16 protein-coding genes and 1 pseudogene are annotated in these 21,140 nt (G+C 62.8%); 3 read left to right on the forward strand and 14 right to left on the reverse strand.

The genetic code is table 11. From position 1 onward, the window contains the following. Entirely contained in the window at positions 1–1,080 is a 1,080-nt protein-coding gene (locus ISN38_RS15815; RefSeq protein WP_206711892.1) for an esterase/lipase family protein, read from the forward strand. On the opposite strand, the pseudogene ISN38_RS15820 reads toward ISN38_RS15815, so the two are convergent. The 14 genes and pseudogenes from ISN38_RS15820 to tssJ form a co-directional block, all read right to left on the reverse strand. Continuing rightward, positions 1,058–2,190 (reverse strand): annotated as a pseudogene (locus tag ISN38_RS15820) (IS3 family transposase). The gene ISN38_RS15815 and the pseudogene ISN38_RS15820 sit on opposite strands and share 23 nt — an antisense overlap. Positions 2,191–2,223: 33 nt before the next feature. Continuing rightward, a complete protein-coding gene (locus tag ISN38_RS15825; RefSeq protein ID WP_206711893.1) occupies positions 2,224–3,219 on the reverse strand; it encodes a M23 family metallopeptidase in 996 nt (331 codons plus the stop codon). 4 nt (positions 3,220–3,223) lie between these two features. Next, positions 3,224–4,606 carry a DUF2345 domain-containing protein gene (locus ISN38_RS15830; protein ID WP_425509975.1) on the reverse strand — a complete coding sequence of 461 codons (1,383 nt, stop codon included), beginning with the start codon at positions 4,604–4,606 and terminating at the stop codon, positions 3,224–3,226. 27 nt (positions 4,607–4,633) lie between these two features. Then, positions 4,634–5,041, reverse strand: a complete 408-nt coding sequence (locus tag ISN38_RS15835) for a hypothetical protein (protein ID WP_128809155.1) — start codon at positions 5,039–5,041, stop codon at positions 4,634–4,636. 350 nt (positions 5,042–5,391) lie between these two features. Then, positions 5,392–6,147 (reverse strand): hypothetical protein, encoded by a 756-nt coding sequence (locus tag ISN38_RS15840; RefSeq protein WP_206711894.1) that lies wholly within the window; start codon positions 6,145–6,147, stop codon positions 5,392–5,394. Then, positions 6,125–9,061, reverse strand: a complete 2,937-nt coding sequence (locus ISN38_RS15845) for a glycoside hydrolase family 19 protein (protein WP_206711895.1) — start codon at positions 9,059–9,061, stop codon at positions 6,125–6,127. The genes ISN38_RS15840 and ISN38_RS15845 overlap by 23 nt, the downstream gene beginning before the upstream one ends. 24 nt (positions 9,062–9,085) lie before the next feature. After that, the gene (locus ISN38_RS15850) at positions 9,086–10,495 is read right to left on the reverse strand and encodes a DUF2345 domain-containing protein (RefSeq protein ID WP_338404636.1); all 1,410 of its coding nucleotides are present in this window, start codon (positions 10,493–10,495) and stop codon (positions 9,086–9,088) included. 6 nt (positions 10,496–10,501) lie between these two features. Continuing rightward, positions 10,502–10,909 (reverse strand): hypothetical protein, encoded by a 408-nt coding sequence (locus tag ISN38_RS15855; RefSeq protein WP_128809155.1) that lies wholly within the window; start codon positions 10,907–10,909, stop codon positions 10,502–10,504. Positions 10,910–11,226: 317 nt separating this feature from the next. Next, positions 11,227–14,268 carry a calcium-binding protein gene (locus ISN38_RS15860; RefSeq protein ID WP_206711896.1) on the reverse strand — a complete coding sequence of 1,014 codons (3,042 nt, stop codon included), beginning with the start codon at positions 14,266–14,268 and terminating at the stop codon, positions 11,227–11,229. Between the two features lie 24 nt (positions 14,269–14,292). After that, positions 14,293–14,946 carry a DUF2345 domain-containing protein gene (locus ISN38_RS20480; RefSeq protein WP_241753956.1) on the reverse strand — a complete coding sequence of 218 codons (654 nt, stop codon included), beginning with the start codon at positions 14,944–14,946 and terminating at the stop codon, positions 14,293–14,295. 11 nt (positions 14,947–14,957) lie between these two features. After that, entirely contained in the window at positions 14,958–16,826 is a 1,869-nt protein-coding gene (locus ISN38_RS15865; RefSeq protein ID WP_241753957.1) for a type VI secretion system Vgr family protein, read from the reverse strand. Between the two features lie 10 nt (positions 16,827–16,836). Then, positions 16,837–17,628 (reverse strand): type IVB secretion system protein IcmH/DotU, encoded by a 792-nt coding sequence (icmH, locus tag ISN38_RS15870; protein WP_171815516.1) that lies wholly within the window; start codon positions 17,626–17,628, stop codon positions 16,837–16,839. Continuing rightward, positions 17,625–18,959: a type VI secretion system baseplate subunit TssK gene (tssK, locus tag ISN38_RS15875; RefSeq protein WP_206711897.1), complete on the reverse strand. Its 1,335-nt coding sequence runs from the start codon at positions 18,957–18,959 to the stop codon at positions 17,625–17,627. Before tssK ends, icmH begins: the two co-directional genes overlap by 4 nt. Before the next feature lie 148 nt (positions 18,960–19,107). Next, positions 19,108–19,719, reverse strand: coding sequence for a type VI secretion system lipoprotein TssJ (gene tssJ / locus ISN38_RS15880; RefSeq protein ID WP_038237263.1), 612 nt, complete (start codon positions 19,717–19,719; stop codon positions 19,108–19,110). Between the two features lie 258 nt (positions 19,720–19,977). On the opposite strand from tssJ, the gene ISN38_RS15885 reads away from it, so the two are divergent. Together ISN38_RS15885 and tssB are read left to right on the forward strand one after the other, a co-directional pair. After that, entirely contained in the window at positions 19,978–20,592 is a 615-nt protein-coding gene (locus tag ISN38_RS15885; RefSeq protein WP_170874018.1) for an outer membrane protein assembly factor BamD, read from the forward strand. A 45-nt stretch (positions 20,593–20,637) separates the two neighbouring features. Continuing rightward, positions 20,638–21,138, forward strand: a complete 501-nt coding sequence (gene tssB / locus ISN38_RS15890) for a type VI secretion system contractile sheath small subunit (protein WP_003467601.1) — start codon at positions 20,638–20,640, stop codon at positions 21,136–21,138. The last annotated feature ends 2 nt before the right edge of the window (positions 21,139–21,140 follow it).

Below are 21,140 nucleotides of genomic sequence, written 5' to 3' on the forward strand. Positions count from 1 at the left end.
ATGAGCGAGCAGACACGTCCGATATCAATCAATTACAGCCACGATGGACGCCCAGTAGGCAAAACCGTTACATCGGTCGAGAACAATCGTATTCGCGGACAAATGGTTGTTCCATCGCCTCACGTGATTCCGATCATCTTCTTGCCGGGCATAATGGGTAGTAATCTCAAAGCTAAGGCTACAGTCAGCTATCGAGGAAAAACGCTCGCTGCTGCGGGAGCCCCTGTGTGGCGAGTAGATTCCACAACCAGCTTTGGCCTTGCCTGGGCTGGGCGTTCCGCCGCAGAGCGGCAACTCCTCATAGACAGAGAAAATCTCCTCGTGGACTACCGAGGTATGGTTGACTCACTGGAGGCAAGCGACGCGTCATCTAGGCAAGGTGCTAAAGATCTGCGCGAGCAAGACCCTGAACTCGCCGACACTATGATCAAGCAGCTGGATGCTTGGGTCGCCATGAGAGCAGACCGAAGGCGCCGCGGATGGGGCACCGTAAGCTGGGCTTTTTACGGTCCTTTCCTGGTTTGGCTTGAAAGTGCGCTGCAGAATCTTGCAATTTCAGACGGAAAGCCGACTTCAACGCTCAGTGCTATTCTGCGACTCGCCAACCATTTGCCAAATGGCGCTCAAGGTGTCTCGCCCATAAATGAGAATATGATCAAACAGTTGTTGCGCTTCCAGTTTCCCGTCCATGCTTTCGGATATAATTGGGCTGATTCTAATGTTAAATCAGGGCAAAAGCTTTCGGAATATATAAATTCTGTAATTAAGGAATATGCGGCAAAGCCTGGGATTTCCTGCAATCAGGTAGTACTGATCACCCATTCCATGGGCGGCTTGGTGGCCCGTGCCGGGACAATGCTCTCTTCGGCAAAAGAATTAGTTCTCGGTGTCGTGCATGGTGTGATGCCGACACATGGCGCTGCCGCAATGTATAAGCGCGCCGTCGCAGGATTTGGCGGCGAGACTTATTCATGGAATCCTGTATCGAAATTGATAGGGCATGTCACTGGGAAAGCATTAGGTGCCTCTGACCTGCCCCCACCGTCCGTACCAGTGATTACTGATAAAGCCCTGGGTTGAAGGTTACTGCGTCGTTGGTTTGTTGTGTACGGTAGTTGGCGGCGAACTGTGCCGGCGGGATGCGACCACAACTGCTATGCGGCCTGATCTCGTTGTAGTGGCGTCGCCAGTCTGCGATCACGTCCCGCGCTTGTGCCAACGAGGTGAACCAGTGCTCGTTGAGGCACTCGTCGCGGAACTTGCCGTTGAAGCTTTCGATGTAGGCGTTCTGCGTGGGGGCACCCGGCTCGATCAGGATGTGCTCGATGCCATGTCGCTGTGTCCAGGCAATGAAGGCGCGACTGGTGAACTCCGGGCCATTGTCGGTACGGACCGCGCGTGGATAGCCACGGAAGCACGCCGCCTGATCGAGCAGCCGCACCACGTAGCGCGCCGCTGATGCCGTGATCCACGGCAATGTCCACACTCTCGCGAGTGAAGTCGTCGACCACGGTCAGGCACTTGATGCGGCGTGCGTTGGCCAACGTATCGAACACGAAGTCCATGCTCCAGGTGTCGTTCGGCATGGAGGCCGCCAGCAGTTTCTGGCGCTCGCCTAGCGGACGCTTGGCCTTGCGCCGCTTGCGCACCTTCAGCTCGGCTTCCTCATACAGGCGATAAATCTTCTTGTGGTTCACGGACGGAAACCCGGGCGCAACAAATCATGCAGTCGGCGATAGCCGAAGCGGCGGTGGGCCTGGGCCAGCTCGACCAGCCGCGCGGACAGCGCCTGCGTGGCTGGCGTCGGCACGGGTTCGTGGCGGAAAGCATCGCGGGACAGCCCCGCAAGGCGGCAAGCCCGGCGCTCGCTCAACGCGGTGTGTTCGAGCATTCGTCGGATTGCCTCGCGCTTGCGTTGCGGGGCTAGCGTTTTACCCCGAAGCCGATCTTCAGCGCTTCGATGTCTAGGTGCGCTTCGGCCAGCAACTTCTTCAGCCGATTGTTCTCGACCTCCAGTTCTTTCAGCCGCTTGGCCTCGTCGGCCTCCATGCCCCCGTACTTGGCCCGCCACTGATAAAAACTGGCTGGGCTGAAGCCATGTTGGCGGCACAACTCCGCCACGGCCATGCCCGCGTCGGCCTGCTTGATGAACCCGATGATCTGCTCGGTGCTGAATCTGCTCTTCTTCATGTCCGTCCTCTTGGCTTGACGGACTTTACAGCTTCAGATGGTATGACTCAGTGGGGGCAGGTCAACGCTACTACCGTTGAGATTCACCCACCCGGTGCCGGTGGGCGTGGCGATCTGGCGCCAGTGCGGTGTATCTGCCGGCTTAAGCGGGTCCGGACCCACTGCACGACCGAAGCGCAAGAGTTCGTATACGGCGCTTTGCACCGGAGCATCGGCCTGACCTGCATAGGCTGTGACGATTTCTGCGGACTTAGCGTACAGGTTGTACTCCGCATCCTCTTCGGTCAGCACATTGCCAAGCGTCGTTCCGTCAGCTTTGTATGTAGTGACCTTGGCATCGCCTGCCGCATAGCGGATTCCCACAAATAGCTCTTCATTCAGTGCCGTTCCGCCTGCGCCTGCGGTCTGGTTCAACGCTGGACGCTGCGCATAAACCTGGGTGGTGCCTGGCAGCTTGAAGAACATCTCGCCAAAAATAGCGTCTGTACGTCCGTTCTTGCTTGTGTCCAAATCACCACTATTGCGACCCATCAGCTTCTTGAGATTCGCATCGTTGCAGATGATCTCGAAGTGGATGATCCCGCTGGTGCCCTCAAAGCTACCCGCCGTGCCCAATTCAGCCTTTCGATGGATTTTCTCCCCCGGCTTGACGGTGCTGCGAATAGTGTTTAGGTGAAGATAAATCGAGTAGAACCGCACCTCTGTTTCAGTGGTGTCATCGGCCCCAATCGAAGTGTCATGCTGTAGGACAATACACCCATCATCTGTCCATCCCAGATAGTTGAGGGCATGGCTATCGCTCTGTTGGGTAGGTTGGCGGACATAGGCGATTGTGCCATCGGCAATGGCCCGGATCGGCTCGGTACCGGTTCCTGCACTTGGTGCGCGAAGGTGAATGCCTCCATGCCAGCCAAGTAGCTCGCTGACCGGATAGGTACCACTGTCGGCCAATGGCATGGCGCGTGCCAGCCATGAATCTTCGGCCTCAGTGGCATTGTGGGCAATCAGAAACGGAGGGCTGATGATCATGTCTCTACCTTGAGAAAGATAATTTCCTGACACCATCGACCGTGCCTTGTGGCAGCTTGTCGATGAGTGCAGTTCCGCTCTCCCCACCTAAGAGCAGATGCCGACTGGCCTTGACCGTGAACTGTCCCGGGCAGGCGAAGGTGATGTCGTCGCCTTCCAGGGTGATGCGGGTCTGTCCGGCCTGCAGCACGATCTTGTGCTGCGCCAGCACGTCGATGCGGGTGTCGGTGGCGGTGACGGTCACCGCCTGGTCGGCCAGTAGTTCCAGCGCGCCGGTGTGCGCCTGCAGGCTCACCGGGCCGGCGGCGGCGATGAGTGTGATCGGCCCGCGTTGGGCGAACAGCGCGGTGTGCTGGCCGGACACCGCCGACAGGGTCTGCCCGGCACTCAGCTGCGCATCGTGCTGCACGGTCAACTGCAGGGCCTGCCCGGCATAGGCCACCGCGCTGGCCGGGGTGGTCCAGGCGATGTGGTCCGGCGACTCGCCGAGCAGGCGCGCCTCGGCGAATCGTTCCACCGGCGCCTGGCCGTCGCGGCCGCCGTCGGCCGGCTTGGTCGCCGGCTGGCCGCCCACCGCTCCGGTGTACTTGCCCTGCGCCTGCGGGTCGATCGCCTCGCGCAGCCGGGTCACGCTGGGATGGGCGTCCAGGCCGGGCACCTGTTGCTGGGTCAGGGTGTCGTGCAGCGCCTGGGCGGTGCGTTCGGCGCCTTGCAACTGGGCCACCGCCTCGGCCACGTCCAATGCGGTCGAGGCGCCCTGGCCGCGGGCGCTGCTGGACAGCAGCAGGCCTTGCGCGGCATGCACGTTGCCCCAGCCCTGGGAAGCCAGTTCGAAGCCCTGGCCGCGCAGCGCCGCGGGCGGTGTCGCTGTGCTGGACGGGTAGCCCAGTTCCAGCCGGGTGTCGGCCAGCGAGGTGTGCAGGCGCGTGCGCAGCTGGCCGGGGGTGTCGTCCAGCAGCCATTGCTGGGTGCCGCTGCCGTCGTGGGACTGGGTGTGCAGGCCGCTGAGCGTGCCGGGGTGGCTGGCGCTCTCGTCCAGGCCGCCGCCGAAGGGGGGGGCGACCTCGCCGTTGTACAGCTGGCCGGTGATGCGCGGCTGGTCGATGTCCCCGTGCAGGAACTCCACCAGCACTTCGCTGCCGATGCGCGGCAGGAAGTGGCTGCCCCAGTTGGGGCCGGCCACCCACTCGGCCACCGGCACCCAGGTGCCGGCGCGCTGGTCGCCGGGCGCGTGGCCGGGCGCGGCGCTGGCGCTGTCGGTCAACCCGCCGGGAGTGGGCTGGGCGCCGCGTTGCCACGGGAACTGGATCCGCACCTGGTGGTCGCGGCTCGGGCTCACAGCCGCGTCGGCCACGCCGACCACGCGCGCGCTCTGCGGCCCGGGCATGCGCGGGCGGTCCTGCGGCACGTCTTATCAGTGCGCTTTTAGGTGGTTTAGCTTGTCTCGCACGGTTTTGATCTGGGAGGCATCAAGTTTAAAGATGCGCTTATCTAGGATCGACAGATAAGCGTCGGCATTACCGTTATTGACCTCGTCACAGGCTAGTAAATTACTGAATGACGTTTCCGGTGAGTCCGCTGGTTTGCGCACTCCCTTCGCATAGTCATCGGCTTTCGGGGTCGCTTTCATGAGATCGAGGTTCGGATACACGGGATTATCCCACTGGCCTTCGCTGGTGAATTTGCCGCCGCAGAATTCACCAGTCTCCCGCGCGACGATGCAACCGCTATGAGTGTCAACTAGGTTGCAGTACGCGGCTTCTTGCGTGATTGGGCCCTGTGGGGTCTCCAGCTCAGCTGATGCGATCTGGCTGAGGAACACGAATCGATGGTTGGGAGAAAGACGCGGCGACTTCTCGCGTTCAAACGCTCCATCTTGGTCCTCCTGTCCTAGCAAGGTCCTAATGGATTGCCCATCGTGCACGATGGTTACACTCCCAAATCGGCCATCGGCGGTGGGATCCCCGTAGGTCAGCACTACTGGGCTAAGGTCGGGAGACGTGGCTCCGGGGGCGGCTGCAGGCTCCGTGTGCACAGGCGGTGATGCAGCGGTGTGACCATGATTTGGATCGGCTTGTGTCGTCGATTTACATGGTGATCTAGAACTACTGCTTTACCAGTGTCTTCATTGCAATACGGTCTGAGCGTGCGTCGGGGATCAAGTCATCGATGTCACTTCAACTCTAAAGAACTACAATCCATCCATTTAACAATCTGCTTAGCCTTCGCTTGAAAGCGAATCTTACACCACCCGCTCGTTGCGTCTTCCACGGAAACCTTATCGCCTTGGATCAAGTATGATTTAGTTTTTTCTCTGGAATTTGGCTCTGGATATAAAAGGGCTTTATCTTTAACGGTCGCTGCTAGTTTTCCATTCGGCCCAATGCCAAAAATCTTGGATTTAAGTGCTGCGATAACGGTATCGCGCGTCTTATAAGGGTATTTATATATGACTTTTCCATTTGCATCGGCAAAGTCCCCGCCAAAATCAAAAAAGTGCTTCGCTGTTTCGTTTAATGATGGGGGATTTCTGCCAATATCGATGACGGTTACATCATAGAGTTGGCTAACGATCTCGAATGTACTGGGAGTGTCGCTGCTATGAATAATTGCTAATCGCTCGCCGCCATCTGTCGGAACGAGAAATGCATCTTCAATTCTACTTTCCGTGCCAGAGTATGGGAGTTCGTAGAGGAAGACGGGCTTTGTTTTTCCAGAAGAATAGTATACGGAAATGGCTGCTGGATCAGTTGGAACTCCCTCTTCAGGCGTGGTGAACAGGAAGCAAAAAGTGAAATCTCTTGAGTAAAGAGGTTTGCTGGCTTCTTTTAAGGCTGAGTTTCCGCACGAAGATTCTTTGGCGTGCAAAACCAAAGGTAGGCTAAAAATCGCAGCAAGAAGAAACCTAATCATTTTTCGTGCACCCACTGTTGAACTCTTCATTAAAGATTGGGGAGATTTCTTTTTTATATTTTTGTCTGTCGCTGAGGCCTGCAAGACCAGTATTGATTGGTTTCGTCACAGCCGTGACTGCTGTATCGCCTGAGTGTGAGGTGTCATCGGCGATTAATCCAATATTCCTTGTCTTCCAGAACCAAAGGGCTGATTCAATTGCGGCGGCATAGTCGGTTTCAAGGAGTTCCGGGTTGCTGTCGATTTTTAGGCCAGTTGCGTCAGCGCAGCTTTTATATGTTTCGTAGTGTGTCAAATGAATGAGTCCTCGTCCGCGATAGTCTTTGCCGGGATGAGCAGAGTTTCCGAAGCAATGTTCGCCGTAACCAGGGTCGTTTCCGATGAGATTATCCTCAATCCATTTAATTTTTTCTTCTTCCGTCTTAAAAGTAATGCCTTTTCGCTGAAATCCATTGTTGATTGCAGTTGGGGCTAGGTTATATAATTTCTTTCCCGTGTAAGTTTTGCTGGAATAGTTAAGGGATTCCTTGAATGATAGGAATCCGCCTGTCTCTTTTTTTGCCTGCGCCAATAGGTGTTTAATCTGACTGCAAGTATTTACCTCATATTTGGTAAATGTTGTATTTGATGCATTGATTAGCTCGGAAATGAAATTACCCTTGACAGAGGGGTCGCAAATTCGCGAGAGAAACTTTTCGGTCATACTAATTGACGCGCCGCAAGTCTTGCATATTAAAGCGCCGGAGGGTCCGGTGGAGAAATTACTAATCAACCCAATAGGATGGAAAGCATAAACCTTGGCATCCCCCGGCAAAGCTGGAGTGGTTTTTACGTCGCTCCACCACTGCAGCGATTCAATCCGATTCTTTTCCTTCTCCCAATCCGCCTTGCGCGATTCGGGGATATCGCCGTCGATCGCGTTCCATTGCGCACGCGGCGTTCCCCATTCGCTGATGTGGTGGAAGACCAGGCGGGAAATCGCCTCCGCCAACCAGGGCTGTTTCAGGGCCTTGCGCAGTTCTGCGGGGGTGAGGTGACGGTCGTCGTCCAGGTCGATGGCGTCGCATACGCGCGAGAACAGCGGGCCGCCCGTGGCCGCCTGTGCTTTGGCTTCCAGTGCGGCCTGCTCGTCGGGTTTGGCTTGCTTGGTGGCGACCACATGGCGTGCGTACAGCGCTTCCGGCGTAGTGCCGTCGGCTTCGATGAACTCAAAACCCGGCCAGTCCCACGGCGAGCAGAGGGTGACCTTGGCATGGTCCTTCTCCCTGGCCCAGCCCACGCCGCTGCTGCCGTCGATCTTGCCCACATCCACTTCCCACCAGCGGGTGCCGTCCGGTTCGGTCGCGACCTTTTTCAGTGTCTTGATGGCGGCGACGCGGATGAAGCCCGCCTCCGGCCCGTTGGCCTGGCTGGCCTGTAGCGGGAACGTGCTCCACGCCTTGAGCGAGCGGCCGGCGACGCTGGTGTCGGCGCCCATCAGCGCCTTTTGCACCCACACCGGCGCGCCGCTGGGAACGAGTACCTGGCGGCGCGGGTACTTGTCTTTTTCTTCCTTGGTCTTCAGCGCGTTGTAGGCCGCTTCGGTGATGCTGTCGCTATCGCTGGCACCGAGCACGCGATGCAGGATCTGGCCGCCGCCGTAGGCGTGGGTGGTGCTGTTGAAGCCGCTCAGGCTGCCCTTGTCCATGATCTGCAAGGTGCCTTTGCGCACCTGAACCCAGGCTCCGTCCTTGCCGCCGGGGACCACGGCGGCGGCCTCCTCGGCGCCGATCTGCTGGTCCGGTTCGCTTGGTAGCACAAGCTTGGCGCCCACGTCGATCTTGAGCAGGGTCTTTTGCTTGGCATCCAGCAGCTTCGCCCGCTCACGGCTCTTGGCGATGAAGGTCTTGAGATCTTCTGCGGTGAATACGTCCAACTGGACCAGTGGCCGCACGCCATTCTGCGCGGGGCCGGTTGCCGCCAATGGCTCGAGATCGGCAAAGCGCTGGTAGTGACCGAGATAGCCGATCAAGTCGCCGGCTTTGATCGGGGCAGGGGTTGGCAACACATAGACCGCGTCCTGGCGGTCGGGCTCGGCGCCGGCGGCGGTCAGCTCTGCCTTGTAGGCATACAGGCCTTTTGCGTCGGCAGGAACGGTCTGCCCGCTGACGACCTCGGAGATGACGAAATAGCCCTTTTTGTTGGGATTTTCGGCGCCAAGCCGCAGCTTGGCGCCGCGTGGCGCATAGCCGACCTTCTGATGCTGCGCGTCGCGCAGGTTAAGGCCTACGCCTGCCTCCGGGATGGAAGGATTGGAGGCCCTGTCGCGGTCCTTGGCCTTGTCGCCGACCACATAGGCCACGCTCTTCCAGAACGCCGGGCGCGGCTTCTTCGGATCGGCTTGGTAGCCGGCCCAGTCGAGCAGGTGGAGATAGACGCTGTAGAAGATCAGCGAAGGCTCTTTCGCCTTCTGATCGGGTGTTGCCGCAGGCTGGGCTGCCGGCTGTGGCGTGGACGGTGCCGTGTTGGCCGCGCCCGGTCCAGCAGGGGCAGGCTGCGCGGTCTGCTTGGGCGCAGGCGGCAGCTCCAGGCGGTGGCGGACCAGCACGAAGCCGCGCGAGTAGGTGGCCTTGCCGGCGCTGAAGTCGACGTTCGGGTATTTCGAGTCGATGCGATAAGCGACGACCTCGCCATCGCCGATGCAGCGGATGCCTTCTTCCTGCGCCAGGGTGTTGCCGGTTTGCGTATCGAAATGGATGCCGCCGTGCCATTGCCCGTTGGCGCCGATGGGGTAGAACCCGTCCTGCGCGTTGGACAGCGCATCGAAATAGACCTGCGGATCGTCGATGTCGGTCGGCTTGGCCCCGGCCTTGCCTGCTTCTGCGCTTTTCTGGAACGGATAGACCAGCTTGCTGATCTGCGCCAGTTTCTTCTGCTCGGTATCTGCCATGAAGATGTCTTCCTTGTAGAGGGATCAGCCCGAAAAATCGAGCATGCGGTCTGGCTCCAGATGCATCAGCCCATCGGGCAAGGCGAATTGGGGATTGCCGCTCTCCCCACCCAAGAGCAGATGCCGACTGGCCTTGACCGTGAACTGTCCCGGGCAGGCGAAGGTGATGTCGCCGCCTTCCAGGGTGAGGCGGGTCTGTCCGGCCTGCAGCACGATCTTGTGCTGCGCCAGCACGTCGATGCGGGTGTCGGTGGCGGTGACGGTCACCGCCTGGTCGGCCAGTAGTTCCAGCGCGCCGGTGTGCGCCTGCAGGCTCACCGGGCCGGCGGCGGCGATGAGTGTGATCGGCCCGCGTTGGGCGAACAGCGCGGTGTGCTGGCCGGACACCGCCGATAGGGTCTGCCCGGCGCTCAGCTGCGCATCCTGCTGCACGGTCAACTGCAGGGCCTGCCCGGCATAGGCCACCGCGCTGGCCGGGGTGGTCCAGGCGATGTGGTCCGGCGACTCGCCGAGCAGGCGCGCCTCGGCGAATCGTTCCACCGGCGCCTGGCCGTCGCGGCCGCCGTCGGCCGGCTTGGTCGCCGGCTGGCCGCCCACCGCTCCGGTGTACTTGCCCTGCGCCTGCGGGTCGATCGCCTCGCGCAGCCGGGTCACGCTGGGATGGGCGTCCAGGCCGGGCACCTGTTGCTGGGTCAGGGTGTCGTGCAGCGCCTGGGCGGTGCGTTCGGCGCCTTGCAACTGGGCCACCGCCTCGGCCACGTCCAATGCGGTCGAGGCGCCCTGGCCGCGGGCGCTGCTGGACAGCAGCAGGCCTTGCGCGGCATGCACGTTGCCCCAGCCCTGGGAAGCCAGTTCGAAGCCCTGGCCGCGCAGCGCGCCGCGGGCGGTGTCGCTGTGCTGGACCAGGTAGCCCAGTTCCAGCCGGGTGTCGGCCAGCGAGGTGTGCAGGCGCGTGCGCAGCTGGCCGGGGGTGTCGTCCAGCAGCCATTGCTGGGTGCCGCTGCCGTCGTGGGACTGGGTGTGCAGGCCGCTGAGCGTGCCGGGGTGGCTGGCGTTCTCGTCCAGGCCGCCGCCGAAGGGGGGGGCGACCTCGCCGTTGTACAGCTGGCCGGTGATGCGCGGCTGATCGATGTCCCCGTGCAGGAACTCCACCAGCACTTCGCTGCCGATGCGCGGCAGGAAGTGGCTGCCCCAGTTGGGGCCGGCCACCCACTCGGCCACCGGCACCCAGGTGCCGGCGCGCTGGTCGCCCGGCGCGTGGCCGGGCGCGGTGCTGGCGCTGTCGGTCAACCCGCCGGGAGTGGGCTGGGCGCCGCGTTGCCACGGGAACTGGATCCGCACCTGGTGGTCGCGGCTCGGGCTCACAGCCGCGTCGGCCACGCCGACCACGCGCGCGCTCTGCGGCCCGGGCATGCGCGGGCGGTCCTGCGGCACGTCTTATCAGTGCGCTTTTAGGTGGTTTAGCTTGTCTCGCACGGTTTTGATCTGGGAGGCATCAAGTTTAAAGATGCGCTTATCTAGGATCGACAGATAAGCGTCGGCATTACCGTTATTGACCTCGTCACAGGCTAGTAAATTACTGAATGACGTTTCCGGTGAGTCCGCTGGTTTGCGCACTCCCTTCGCATAGTCATCGGCTTTCGGGGTCGCTTTCATGAGATCGAGGTTCGGATACACGGGATTATCCCACTGGCCTTCGCTGGTGAATTTGCCGCCGCAGAATTCACCAGTCTCCCGCGCGACGATGCAACCGCTATGAGTGTCAACTAGGTTGCAGTACGCGGCTTCTTGCGTGATTGGGCCCTGTGGGGTCTCCAGCTCAGCTGATGCGATCTGGCTGAGGAACACGAATCGATGGTTGGGAGAAAGACGCGGCGACTTCTCGCGTTCAAACGCTCCATCTTGGTCCTCCTGTCCTAGCAAGGTCCTAATGGATTGCCCATCGTGCACGATGGTTACACTCCCAAATCGGCCATCGGCGGTGGGATCCCCGTAGGTCAGCACTACTGGGCTAAGGTCGGGAGACGTGGCTCGGGGGGCGGCTGCAGGCTCCGTGTGCACAGGCGGTGATGCAGCGGTGTGACCATGATTTGGATCGGCTTGTGTCGTTGCACTGCCACCCTCGCAAGCGGACAGTATGAGGAACACAGAAGTCAGTACATATTTCATAGTTTTGCCTTAAGGCTGCTATATCGCGCACTCGCGTCAGTCATTACACGTGAGTTGCCGTAAATATCCAGTATTGAAGATTCGTGACTAGAATGTTGGGTCGCCCAGGTTCCAGGGTCGCGTGACACTGTCGGGTTCCGTGAGAAGAAGGTGTCTAGAGCAGCACCAAAATCGCGCTCCACATATCCAGGTCGATTTACATGGTGATCTAGAACTACTGCTTTACCTAGGTTTGAACGAATGTAGTCGCTGATCTTGTGTGTGGCATATCCAGCGGGAGCAAGTGAATTGGCGGTTCGAAGACGTTTAACAAAGTCCTTGGCCTGCTTTGCCTTGTACTCATCGGTAACAATTGCGTTGGCAATTGTGGCAAGCGGCTTTGAGCTGATTTTTTTCTTGCTCTCAAAAGCGGCCTGGTCAAAGCCTTCTCGTAAGATTTGCTTCAGCTCGCTGCCAGTTTTGCCATCGTAGTAAAGATACTTTTTGCCGCCTTCGTCCTTTACTTCCCAGCCACAATCTGCAAAAAGTGACTGATACAGAGCAGGATGTTCCTGTTGGAATTCGTATACTTGTATGGGTAATTCGCCCGCCCCCTGGGGGTTAACTGTTTTCTGCATTGCGCCTGCGGTAAGGACTTCGCTATCGTAGGATTGAATGGCGTCCATATTCCCTTCATTTTCAGACATCGCAACCAAGATGTCCCGTTCCGTGGCGGTTACACTGCCAGAAGTAATTAAGGCATCCCAGCCCATGAAGTCAGCTAATTTTAGCTTTCCCCAATATACCGGGCCATACTGCTTTCCATAGCGAGCTGATGCGAAAATTTCGCCTAGGCAGCAGCCACAGGCGCAGCCCGAACTTCCAGGGAAGTTCGCAATCAACCCAATAGGATGGAAAGCATAAACCTTGGCATCCCCCGGCAAAGCTGGAGTGGTTTTTACGTCGCTCCACCACTGCAGCGATTCAATCCGATTCTTTTCCTTCTCCCAATCCGCCTTGCGCGATTCGGGGATATCGCCGTCGATCGCGTTCCATTGCGCACGCGGCGTTCCCCATTCGCTGATGTGGTGGAAGACCAGGCGGGAAATCGCCTCCGCCAACCAGGGCTGTTTCAGGGCCTTGCGCAGTTCTGCGGGGGTGAGGTGACGGTCGTCGTCCAGGTCGATGGCGTCGCATACGCGCGAGAACAGCGGGCCGCCCGTGGCCGCCTGTGCTTTGGCTTCCAGTGCGGCCTGCTCGTCGGGTTTGGCTTGCTTGGTGGCGACCACGTGGCGTGCGTACAGCGCTTCTGGCGTAGTGCCGTCGGCTTCGATGAACTCGAAACCCGGCCACTCCCACGGCGAGCAGAGGGTGACCTTGGCATGATCCTTCTCCCTGGCCCAGCCCACGCCGCTGTTGCCGTCGATCTTGCCCACATCCACTTCCCACCAGCGGGTGCCGTCCGGTTCGGTCGCGACATTTTTCAGTGTCTTGATGGCGGCGACGCGGATGAAGCCCGCCTCCGGCCCGTTGGCCTGGCTGGCCTGTAGCGGGAACGTGCTCCACGCCTTGAGCGAGCGGCCGGCGACGCTGGTGTCGGCGCCCATCAGCGCCTTTTGCACCCACACCGGCGGGCCGCTGGGAACGAGTACCTGGCGGCGCGGGTACTTGTCTTTTTCTTCCTTGGTCTTCAGCGCGTTGTAGGCCGCTTCGGTGATGCTGTCGCTATCGCTGGCACCGAGCACGCGATGCAGGATCTGGCCGCCGCCGTAGGCGTGGGTGGTGCTGTTGAAGCCGCTCAGGCTGCCCTTGTCCATGATCTGCAAGGTGCCTTTGCGCACCTGAACCCAGGCTCCGTCCTTGCCGCCGGGGACCACGGCGGCGGCCTCCTCGGCGCCGATCTGCTGGTCCGGTTCGCTTGGTAGCACAAGCTTGGCGCCCACGTCGATCTTGAGCAGGGTCTTTTGCTTGGCATCCAGCAGCTTCGCCCGCTCACGGCTCTTGGCGATGAAGGTCTTGAGATCTTCTGCGGTGAATACGTCCAACTGGACCAGTGGCCGCACGCCATTCTGCGCGGGGCCGGTTGCCGCCAATGGCTCGAGATCGGCAAAGCGCTGGTAGTGACCGAGATAGCCGATCAAGTCGCCGGCTTTGATCGGGGCAGGGGTTGGCAACACATAGACCGCGTCCTGGCGGTCGGGCTCGGCGCCGGCGGCGGTCAGCTCCGCTTTGTAGGCATACAGTCCTTTTGCGTCGGCAGGAACGGTCTGCCCGCTGACGACCTCGGAGATGACGAAATAGCCCTTTTTGTTGGGATTTTCGGCGCCAAGCCGCAGCTTGGCGCCGCGTGACGCATAGCCGACCTTCTGATGCTGCGCGTCGCGCAGGTTAAGGCCTACGCCTGCCTCCGGGATGGAAGGATTGGAGGCCCTGTCGCGGTCCTTGGCCTTGTCGCCGACCACATAGGCCACGCTCTTCCAGAACGCCGGGCGCAGCTTCTTCGGATCGGCTTGGTAGCCGGCCCAGTCGAGCAGGTGGAGATAGACGCTGTAGAAGATCAGCGAAGGCTCTTTCGCCTTCTGATCGGGTGTTGCCGCAGGCTGGGCTGCCGGCTGTGGCGTGGACGGTGCCGTGTTGGCCGCGCCCGGTCCAGCAGGGGCAGGCTGCGCGGTCTGCTTGGGCGCAGGCGGCAGCTCCAGGCGGTGGCGGACCAGCACGAAGCCGCGCGAGTAGGTGGCCTTGCCGGCGCTGAAGTCGACGTTCGGGTATTTCGAGTCGATGCGATAAGCGACGACCTCGCCATCGCCGATGCAGCGGATGCCTTCTTCCTGCGCCAGGGTGTTGCCGGTTTGCGTATCGAAATGGATGCCGCCGTGCCATTGCCCGTTGGCGCCGATGGGGTAGAACCCGTCCTGCGCGTTGGACAGCGCATCGAAATAGACCTGCGGATCGTCGATGTCGGTCGGCTTGGCCCCGGCCTTGCCTGCTTCTGCGCTTTTCTGGAACGGATAGACCAGCTTGCTGATCTGCGCCAGTTTCTTCTGCTCGGTATCTGCCATGAAGATGTCTTCCTTGTAGAGGGATCAGCCCGAAAAATCGAGCATGCGGTCTGGCTCCAGATGCATCAGCCCATCGGGCAAGGCGAATTGGGGATTGCCGCTCTCCCCACCCAAGAGCAGATGCCGACTGGCCTTGACCGTGAACTGTCCCGGGCAGGCGAAGGTGATGTCGCCGCCTTCCAGGGTGAGGCGGGTCTGTCCGGCCTGCAGCACGATCTTGTGCTGCGCCAGCACGTCGATGCGGGTGTCGGTGGCGGTGACGGTCACCGCCTGGTCGGCCAGTAGTTCCAGCGCGCCGGTGTGCGCCTGCAGGCTCACCGGGCCGGCGGCGGCGATGAGTGTGATCGGCCCGCGTTGGGCGAACAGCGCGGTGTGCTGGCCGGACACCGCCGATAGGGTCTGCCCGGCGCTCAGCTGCGCATCCTGCTGCACGGTCAACAGGGCCTGCCCGGCATAGGCCACCGCGCTGGCCGGGGTGGTCCAGGCGATGTGGTCCGGCGACTCGCCGAGCAGGCGCGCCTCGGCGAATCGTTCCACCGGCGCACGGCCGTCGCGGCCGCCGTCGGCCGGCTTGGTCGCCGGCTGGCCGCCCACCGCTCCGGTGTACTTGCCCTGCGCCTGCGGGTCGATCGCCTCGCGCAGCCGGGTCACGCTGGGATGGGCGTCCAGGCCGGGCACCTGTTGCTGGGTCAGGGTGTGCGTGCAGCGCCTGGGCGGTGCGTTCGGCGCCTTGCAACTGGGCCACCGCCTCGGCCACGTCCAATGCGGTCGAGGGCGCCCTGGCCGCGGGCGCTGCTGGACAGCAGCAGGCCTTGCGCGGCATGCACGTTGCCCCAGCCCTGGGAAGCCAGTTCGAAGCCCTGGCCGCGCAGCGCCGCGGGCGGTGTCGCTGTGCTGGACCGGTAGCCCAGTTCCAGCCGGGTGTCGGCCAGCGAGGTGTGCAGGCGCGTGCGCAGCTGGCCGGGGGTGTCGTCCAGCAGCCATTGCTGGGTGCCGCTGCCGTCGTGGGACTGGGTGTGCAGGCCGCTGAGCGTGCCGGGGTGGCTGGCGCTCTCGTCCAGGCCGCCGCCGAAGGGGGGGGCGACCTCGCCGTTGTACAGCTGGCCGGTGATGCGCGGCTGGTCGATGTCCCCCTGCAGGAACTCCACCAGCACTTCGCTGCCGATGCGCGGCAGGAAGTGGCTGCCCCAGTTGGGGCCGGCCACCCACTCGGCCACCGGCACCCAGGTGCCGGCGCGCTGGTCGCCCGGCGCGTGGCCGGGCGCGGTGCTGGCGCTGTCGGTCAACCCGCCGGGAGTGGGCTGGGCGCCGCGTTGCCACGGGAACTGGATCCGCACCTGGTGGTCGCGGCTCGGGCTCACAGCCGCGTCGGCCACGCCGACCACGCGCGCGCTCTGCGGCCCGGGCATGCGCGGGCGGTCCTGCGGCAGCGCGCGCAGCGGCGTGGCCGCCGGCACTGCCAGGAAGCGGTTGCGGTAGCTACCGTGCTCCAGCTCCGGCGCATCGAGCAGGGCGACGATGCCCTGGCCCAGGTTGTTCACCGCCACGTGCTCGATCGCCACCGGAACGAACTGCTGGCCGTCGTGCTGGGCGTGCTGGCGCAAGGTGAACGCCGCCCCGGCCGCCAGCACGCGGGCGCTGCCGGCACCGGCGTGCAGCGTGTGCGGCACGCGCAGCGCGTCCAGCCGCGCCTGCGCCTGATCCTGCGCGGTCGCCTCCTGGGCGAAACGCCCGGCGCGCGGCTGCACGTAGACCTCCAGCGGCGGCAGCGCGCCGGCCTCGGCCTGGGCCTGCGCGGCGACCGCGCGCACTTGCTCGCTGTGCCAGCTGGTCACGGTGCTGGCGGTGGGCACCACGCCGCGGCGCTCGCCGAAGGCGCTGATCGCATCGTCGGCCTCAGCCGCGTCGCTGCGGTGGAAGCGGATCGTGCCGCTGTCCGGCACCTGCGCCTGCGGGTCGAAGATCACCAGCGTGGCCGCGGTGGCCTCGCTGTCCTCGTCCTGCGCGTGCGCGTAGCGCCAGGCCAGGCCGGCCTCGGCCAGCAGGCGGGTGACGAAGGCCCAGTCGGTCTCGCGGTATTGGGTGGTGATCGGGTGCGCGGGCAACGCGGCTTGCACGTCGAAGCGGAACGCGGCCTGCGGGTAGTCGGCGAAGATCCGTTCGCAGATCGCGCGCGCGTCCAGGTCCTGGAACACCAGCGCGTTGCGCCGCAGCTCCAGCAGCGCCGTCCACGGCGCCAGGGTCAGCCGGTAGCGGGCCAGGCCGCCGTCGCCGCCCAGTTGCGCCACTTCGGTGCACAGGCCCTGCCAGTGGCGTTGCGTGCCGTCGGCCTGGCGTAGCTGCAGGTCCAGCGGCTGCTCCAGCAGCGCCTCGGCCTCGAGAAACGCCGAGGTGGCCAGGCACGCGATCTGCAGCACGGTGGCGCCGCACACCGCCTCCTGCCCGTGGAAGCGTTCCACCACCAGCCCCTCGACCGGGGCGCGCAGTTGGATCAGGCGGGCATGTTGGGACGGCTGCGCCAGACTAGCGAGGGCGACGGCCAGCGTCGGCATATCCATATCGACGTACTCACGGCAGGGTGATCGTAATGTGCGCGGTGCGTTGCGGCATCTGCACCACCTGGTTGTAGGCGGCCATGCGTTGCTCGGTCTGATGGTCCAGAGACAGGCGCAGACCGAAGAAGCCGAGCAGGCCGAAGCCGGCCACCAGCGCGGCCGGCAGCCACAGCGGCACCACACGGCGCAAGGCATGGCGCACGGTGTCCGGCGGCGGCCAATGCGGTGCGAAACCGGTGCGCTTGCCCTTGAAATAGATGATCTCGTCGCCCAGCCGCGCGGTCAGGTAGCCGAGCTTCTCCGGCCCTTCCAGCCGATACTTGCCTTCGAAGCCGAGCAGCAGGCAATAGTGGTAGATCTCCAGCGAGGGCAGGCGCACGGCGCCCTGGCGGCGCAGCTCTTCCAGGCGATCGAAGAAATGCTCGCCGGCCAGGTGTTCGCCGAACAGGCGCAGCTGCAGCGGATTGCGTTCCCAGGTTTCGTGCAGGGCCGAGGGCTGCGACAGGATCGCTTCGTCCACTGCCGCGCAGAACGCGTATTTGGCCGCGTAGATGTCCTCGGACGCGATGCCGAGCTTGACTGCGCCGCGTTCCACGCCATCGAGGAATGTCTGCACCGACTGCACGAAGGATTCGGTGTCGCCGGGCATCTGCGCGCGCTTGAGCAGCAGCAACAGGTAGAAGCCGTCGGCCATCAGGTCGAGCAGGCTCTGCGGCGTGGAGGGATGCGCGCTGGCCAGGCCGTGCGGCGCCTGCGCGGTCAGCGACGGCATCGGGCCGGGGGTGGGGGGCAGCGGGTTCATCATGAGGTCACCGCGACAAGTTCCATCTTGAGGTCATCAATGCCGGACGGCACATAGAGCATCATAGACTGCGCCTTGAGCATGCGCTCGTACAGCGGCCCGCGCGCTTCCAGGGCGAAATAGTAGCTGCCGGGACGGACCGGGATCGCCGCCGGCACCTGCGCGGCGTGGGTCAGCTTCACGCCCGGCAGGGCCGACAGCACGCACTTCTCGACGTCGTCCGGCGCACCGACCTTGAACCGTACCGGCACCGTCTGCACCAGTTCCGGCCCGGGCATGTCGGCCGACACGCTCAGGTAGAACGCGGCGTTCTCGTCGATCCGCTGCGAATCGATCCGGCCCAGGTGGAACGACGGCTTGACCTCGGTCAGCGCGATCTTGAAGTAGCGCGCCGAGATCACCGTGTCGAGCAGGTCGCGCACGATCTGGAACAGGCGCTGGAAGCAGGCTTCCGGCGCGGCATGGTTGTACCGGGGCAGGTCGTTGAGCTGGTAGGCGTTGGAGAACGTCAGCAACGCGCCGGCCATGCGCAGCAGTTCCTGGTGCAGGCGCTCGGGGTGCAGCTGCGGATGATGGAACAGGTGCGACAGCGCGCCGAACGAGGAACAGGCGGTATGCAGCAGCCAGAACGAGGCGATGTCGCCGGAGCGGAATTCGATGATGTGCTGCGACGGTTGCCGATGCAGCCCGTACAGTGCATCGACCTTGGCCTGCAGCGAGTCGAGCAGGCAGCGCAGTTCGCGATACAGCGTCGGCGAGGCGTCGATGTGCGCGCATGACGGGATGAAGTCCTCGTCCAGCTCGAAGCCGCCGGTCGGGGTACGGCGCACGCGCGCCACCGGCACGGTCACGTACGGATCGCGCGGAGTGTCGTCGGTGAGCAGCTTCACCGCCTTGCTCAGGTACGCCAGTTCCGATTCGGCCGCGTCGGTGTACAGGTCGGTGGTCGGCCGGTTGAGCTGCTGGTAGCGGGCCAGCTGCGAACCCTCCGCATCGCTGCAGTTGCCGCCGTCGTCGCGCAGCAACGGCAGCGCCAGGTACACCGTGGTGATCTGGATGCCGGCGGGGAGGTCATTCAGCGACAGCGCATCGGGCAGCGCGTCGTGCGCTGGCGCGTCGTACGATTCGCCATCGGGAAAGACCACCGACAGGTCGAGCGCGCGCAAGCTGCCGCTGGCCATGCTCTGCGGGTCGAAGCGGATCCGGCGCGTTCCCCAGCCATAGGGATGCAGCGTCTGCGCCAGATTCTGCAGTCTTGCTTCGTGGTAGGTGTCCTGGCGCTGGAAATGCTGCGGCCGCAAAAACAGCCCTTCGCCCCAAAATACTTTCGACATCCTGCTTACATGAGACACGTGTCTATCCCTGGATTGAAGAGGTCGGTCCGCACCGATAAGGCTGGCCGCGAGAGGCAATGCCTCGTATCCATACCGCAGATTCCTTGCCGACGGGCGTGATACTACAGCACGCGTCCGCAGGGAGGCGCTAGCGCGCAGCGGCGCAACGCACCGACGCCAGGCTGCTGGGATCGCCCGCCAGGCGGGTGACCAGCGCCGGGCTGTCGGTGGTCAGCGCGCAGGCGTGAATGCCGATGGTGATGCCCTGGGTCGGCAATTCCTTGCGTCGCGTATCGAAGGCCATGCGCCAGCGGCCCTCGGCCGGCGCGCGGAACAAGGCCACCACGCCCAGGGTGGTGGTGCCTTCGGACATCTGCTCGTTCAGTTCCTGGCGGGCGCTTGGCGTCAGCACGATCTCGTTGACCGACAGCAGGTCCGCGCCCAGCGCCGCCTGCTCTCCGGCCTGATCGAGGAACGCGTTGAACGGGGCTTGCTCGAAGCGTTGCGCGTTGCGCAGGTGATAGACCTTGACCACCGCGGCGGTGGCGTGCATGTCGGTACCCGCATTCAGGTTGCTGCCGGCGAACAGTCGCAGCGGAATCAGCGGAGGCGCCTCGGGCTTGGCTTCCTTGATGCCCACTGCCTGCAGGGTCTTGTCCATCGCCTTGCCGATGCCGCCGCTGGCGCAGCCGGACAGGGCCAGCATGGTCGCAACGAGGGCCAGTAGAAAAAAATCGAAACGACGGGCGGATATATTCATGCTTGCTCTGACGTTGCGGACGGAGGACGATCCGCATCCAGCGATTCAGGAGTCTTCGCCCCTGTGCGGCGCGCCCGATCGCCCGTGCACAGACGCAGAATGGGGCAGACTCTGGCCGGCTTGACGCGATTGTGGGACGCCACTATACCCGGTCCTATCCGCGGCTGTACACTTGCCGAACAACGCACAGGCTTGGTTCACTCCGCCTTCACATCGGGGTCGCCAGGTTAATTTCAGGATTGGTTTTCAGAGGAAGTCATGATGACGGTAGTCAAGGGGCTGGTCACATTCCGGCCGATGTTCGCACTCGTTCTACTCTCCGCTCTCGTCGGTTGCGCGTCCGCGCCGAAGAAGGCTCCGCCCCCGTCGTCGTTCGACGCCACGATGTCGCGCGCCGAAGCCGAAGTCACCAGCGGCGGCCCCGAGCAGGCTCTGAAAACCTTCGAAGACGCCGGTCGCGCTGACCCCACCCGTAAGGAGCCGTGGGTGCGCATCGCGCAATTGCAGTTCGACCGCGCCAATTACGCGCGCGCCATCGTTGCGGCGCAGGAAGTTCTGCAGCGCGATCCCAACGACCTGGTCGCTGACGGCGTGTTGACCGTCGCCGGCTTCCGTATCGCCAATCAGTCGCTGCACCGCCTGCAGGGCCGCGGTGCGCTGGCTTCGGGCACAGCGCGCAAGGAGGCCGAGACGCTGGCCAGCACGCTGCGCGCGACCATGGGCGACGAGATCCTGCAGCCCGACGAGCCGAAGAAGCGCAAGCCCGTACGCAACACCCGCCGCGCCGCGCCGCCGGCTGCGAAAGACGCCGCGCCGCCCAAGGAAACGCCCAATGCGTCTGCCGATCCGTTCCAGAACCTGGGCGGCAACTGACCGGTCATCCGGACTCCCCTAAAGCCTTAACGTCAGGAGACACCCATGGCTAAGAAGGAAAGCATCCAGAAACGTCTGCAGAAGATTCGGCCGCCGCGCGTGCAGCTGACCTACGACGTGGAAAAGGGTGACGCGATCGAACAGAAGGAGCTGCCGTTCGTGGTAGGCGTGCTTGGGGATTTCAGCGGCAACCCCGAACAGCCCCTGGCCAAGGTCAAGGACCGCAAATTCGTCAACGTCGACCTCGACAATTTCGACGAGGTGATGGAAGGCATGGCGCCGCGCGCGGTGTACCGCGTGCCGAACAAGATCAGCGATGCCGGCGGCGAGTTCGGCGTCGAACTCAAGTTCAAGTCGATCGACGACTTCCGTCCCGAGGCTGTGGTCGATCAGGTCGAACCGCTGCGCAAGCTGCTCGAATCGCGCACCAAGCTGGCAGACCTGCGCAACAAGCTGGCCGGCAACGAGAAGCTCGAAGACCTGCTAACGGACGTGTTGAACAACACCGAACAGCTGAAGAAGCTGGGTCGGGAAAAGGAGAAGTAAGC

The sequence above is a fragment of the Xanthomonas translucens pv. undulosa genome (assembly GCF_017301775.1).
Classification (GTDB): domain Bacteria; phylum Pseudomonadota; class Gammaproteobacteria; order Xanthomonadales; family Xanthomonadaceae; genus Xanthomonas_A; species Xanthomonas_A translucens.

Excerpts from the sequence above, each read along its gene's own strand:
- ISN38_RS15815 (WP_206711892.1), top strand. The coding sequence starts at position 1 with ATGAGCGAGCAGACACGTCCGATATCAATCAATTACAGCCACGATGGA.
- ISN38_RS15825 (WP_206711893.1), bottom strand. The coding sequence starts at position 3,219 with ATGATCATCAGCCCTCCGTTTCTGATTGCCCACAATGCCACTGAGGCC.
- ISN38_RS15830 (WP_425509975.1), bottom strand. The coding sequence starts at position 4,606 with ATGCCCGGGCCGCAGAGCGCGCGCGTGGTCGGCGTGGCCGACGCGGCT.
- ISN38_RS15845 (WP_206711895.1), bottom strand. The coding sequence starts at position 9,061 with ATGGCAGATACCGAGCAGAAGAAACTGGCGCAGATCAGCAAGCTGGTC.
- ISN38_RS15860 (WP_206711896.1), bottom strand. The coding sequence starts at position 14,268 with ATGGCAGATACCGAGCAGAAGAAACTGGCGCAGATCAGCAAGCTGGTC.
- ISN38_RS15865 (WP_241753957.1), bottom strand. The coding sequence starts at position 16,826 with ATGGATATGCCGACGCTGGCCGTCGCCCTCGCTAGTCTGGCGCAGCCG.
- icmH (WP_171815516.1), bottom strand. The coding sequence starts at position 17,628 with ATGATGAACCCGCTGCCCCCCACCCCCGGCCCGATGCCGTCGCTGACC.
- tssK (WP_206711897.1), bottom strand. The coding sequence starts at position 18,959 with ATGTCGAAAGTATTTTGGGGCGAAGGGCTGTTTTTGCGGCCGCAGCAT.
- tssJ (WP_038237263.1), bottom strand. The coding sequence starts at position 19,719 with ATGAATATATCCGCCCGTCGTTTCGATTTTTTTCTACTGGCCCTCGTT.
- ISN38_RS15885 (WP_170874018.1), top strand. The coding sequence starts at position 19,978 with ATGATGACGGTAGTCAAGGGGCTGGTCACATTCCGGCCGATGTTCGCA.
- tssB (WP_003467601.1), top strand. The coding sequence starts at position 20,638 with ATGGCTAAGAAGGAAAGCATCCAGAAACGTCTGCAGAAGATTCGGCCG.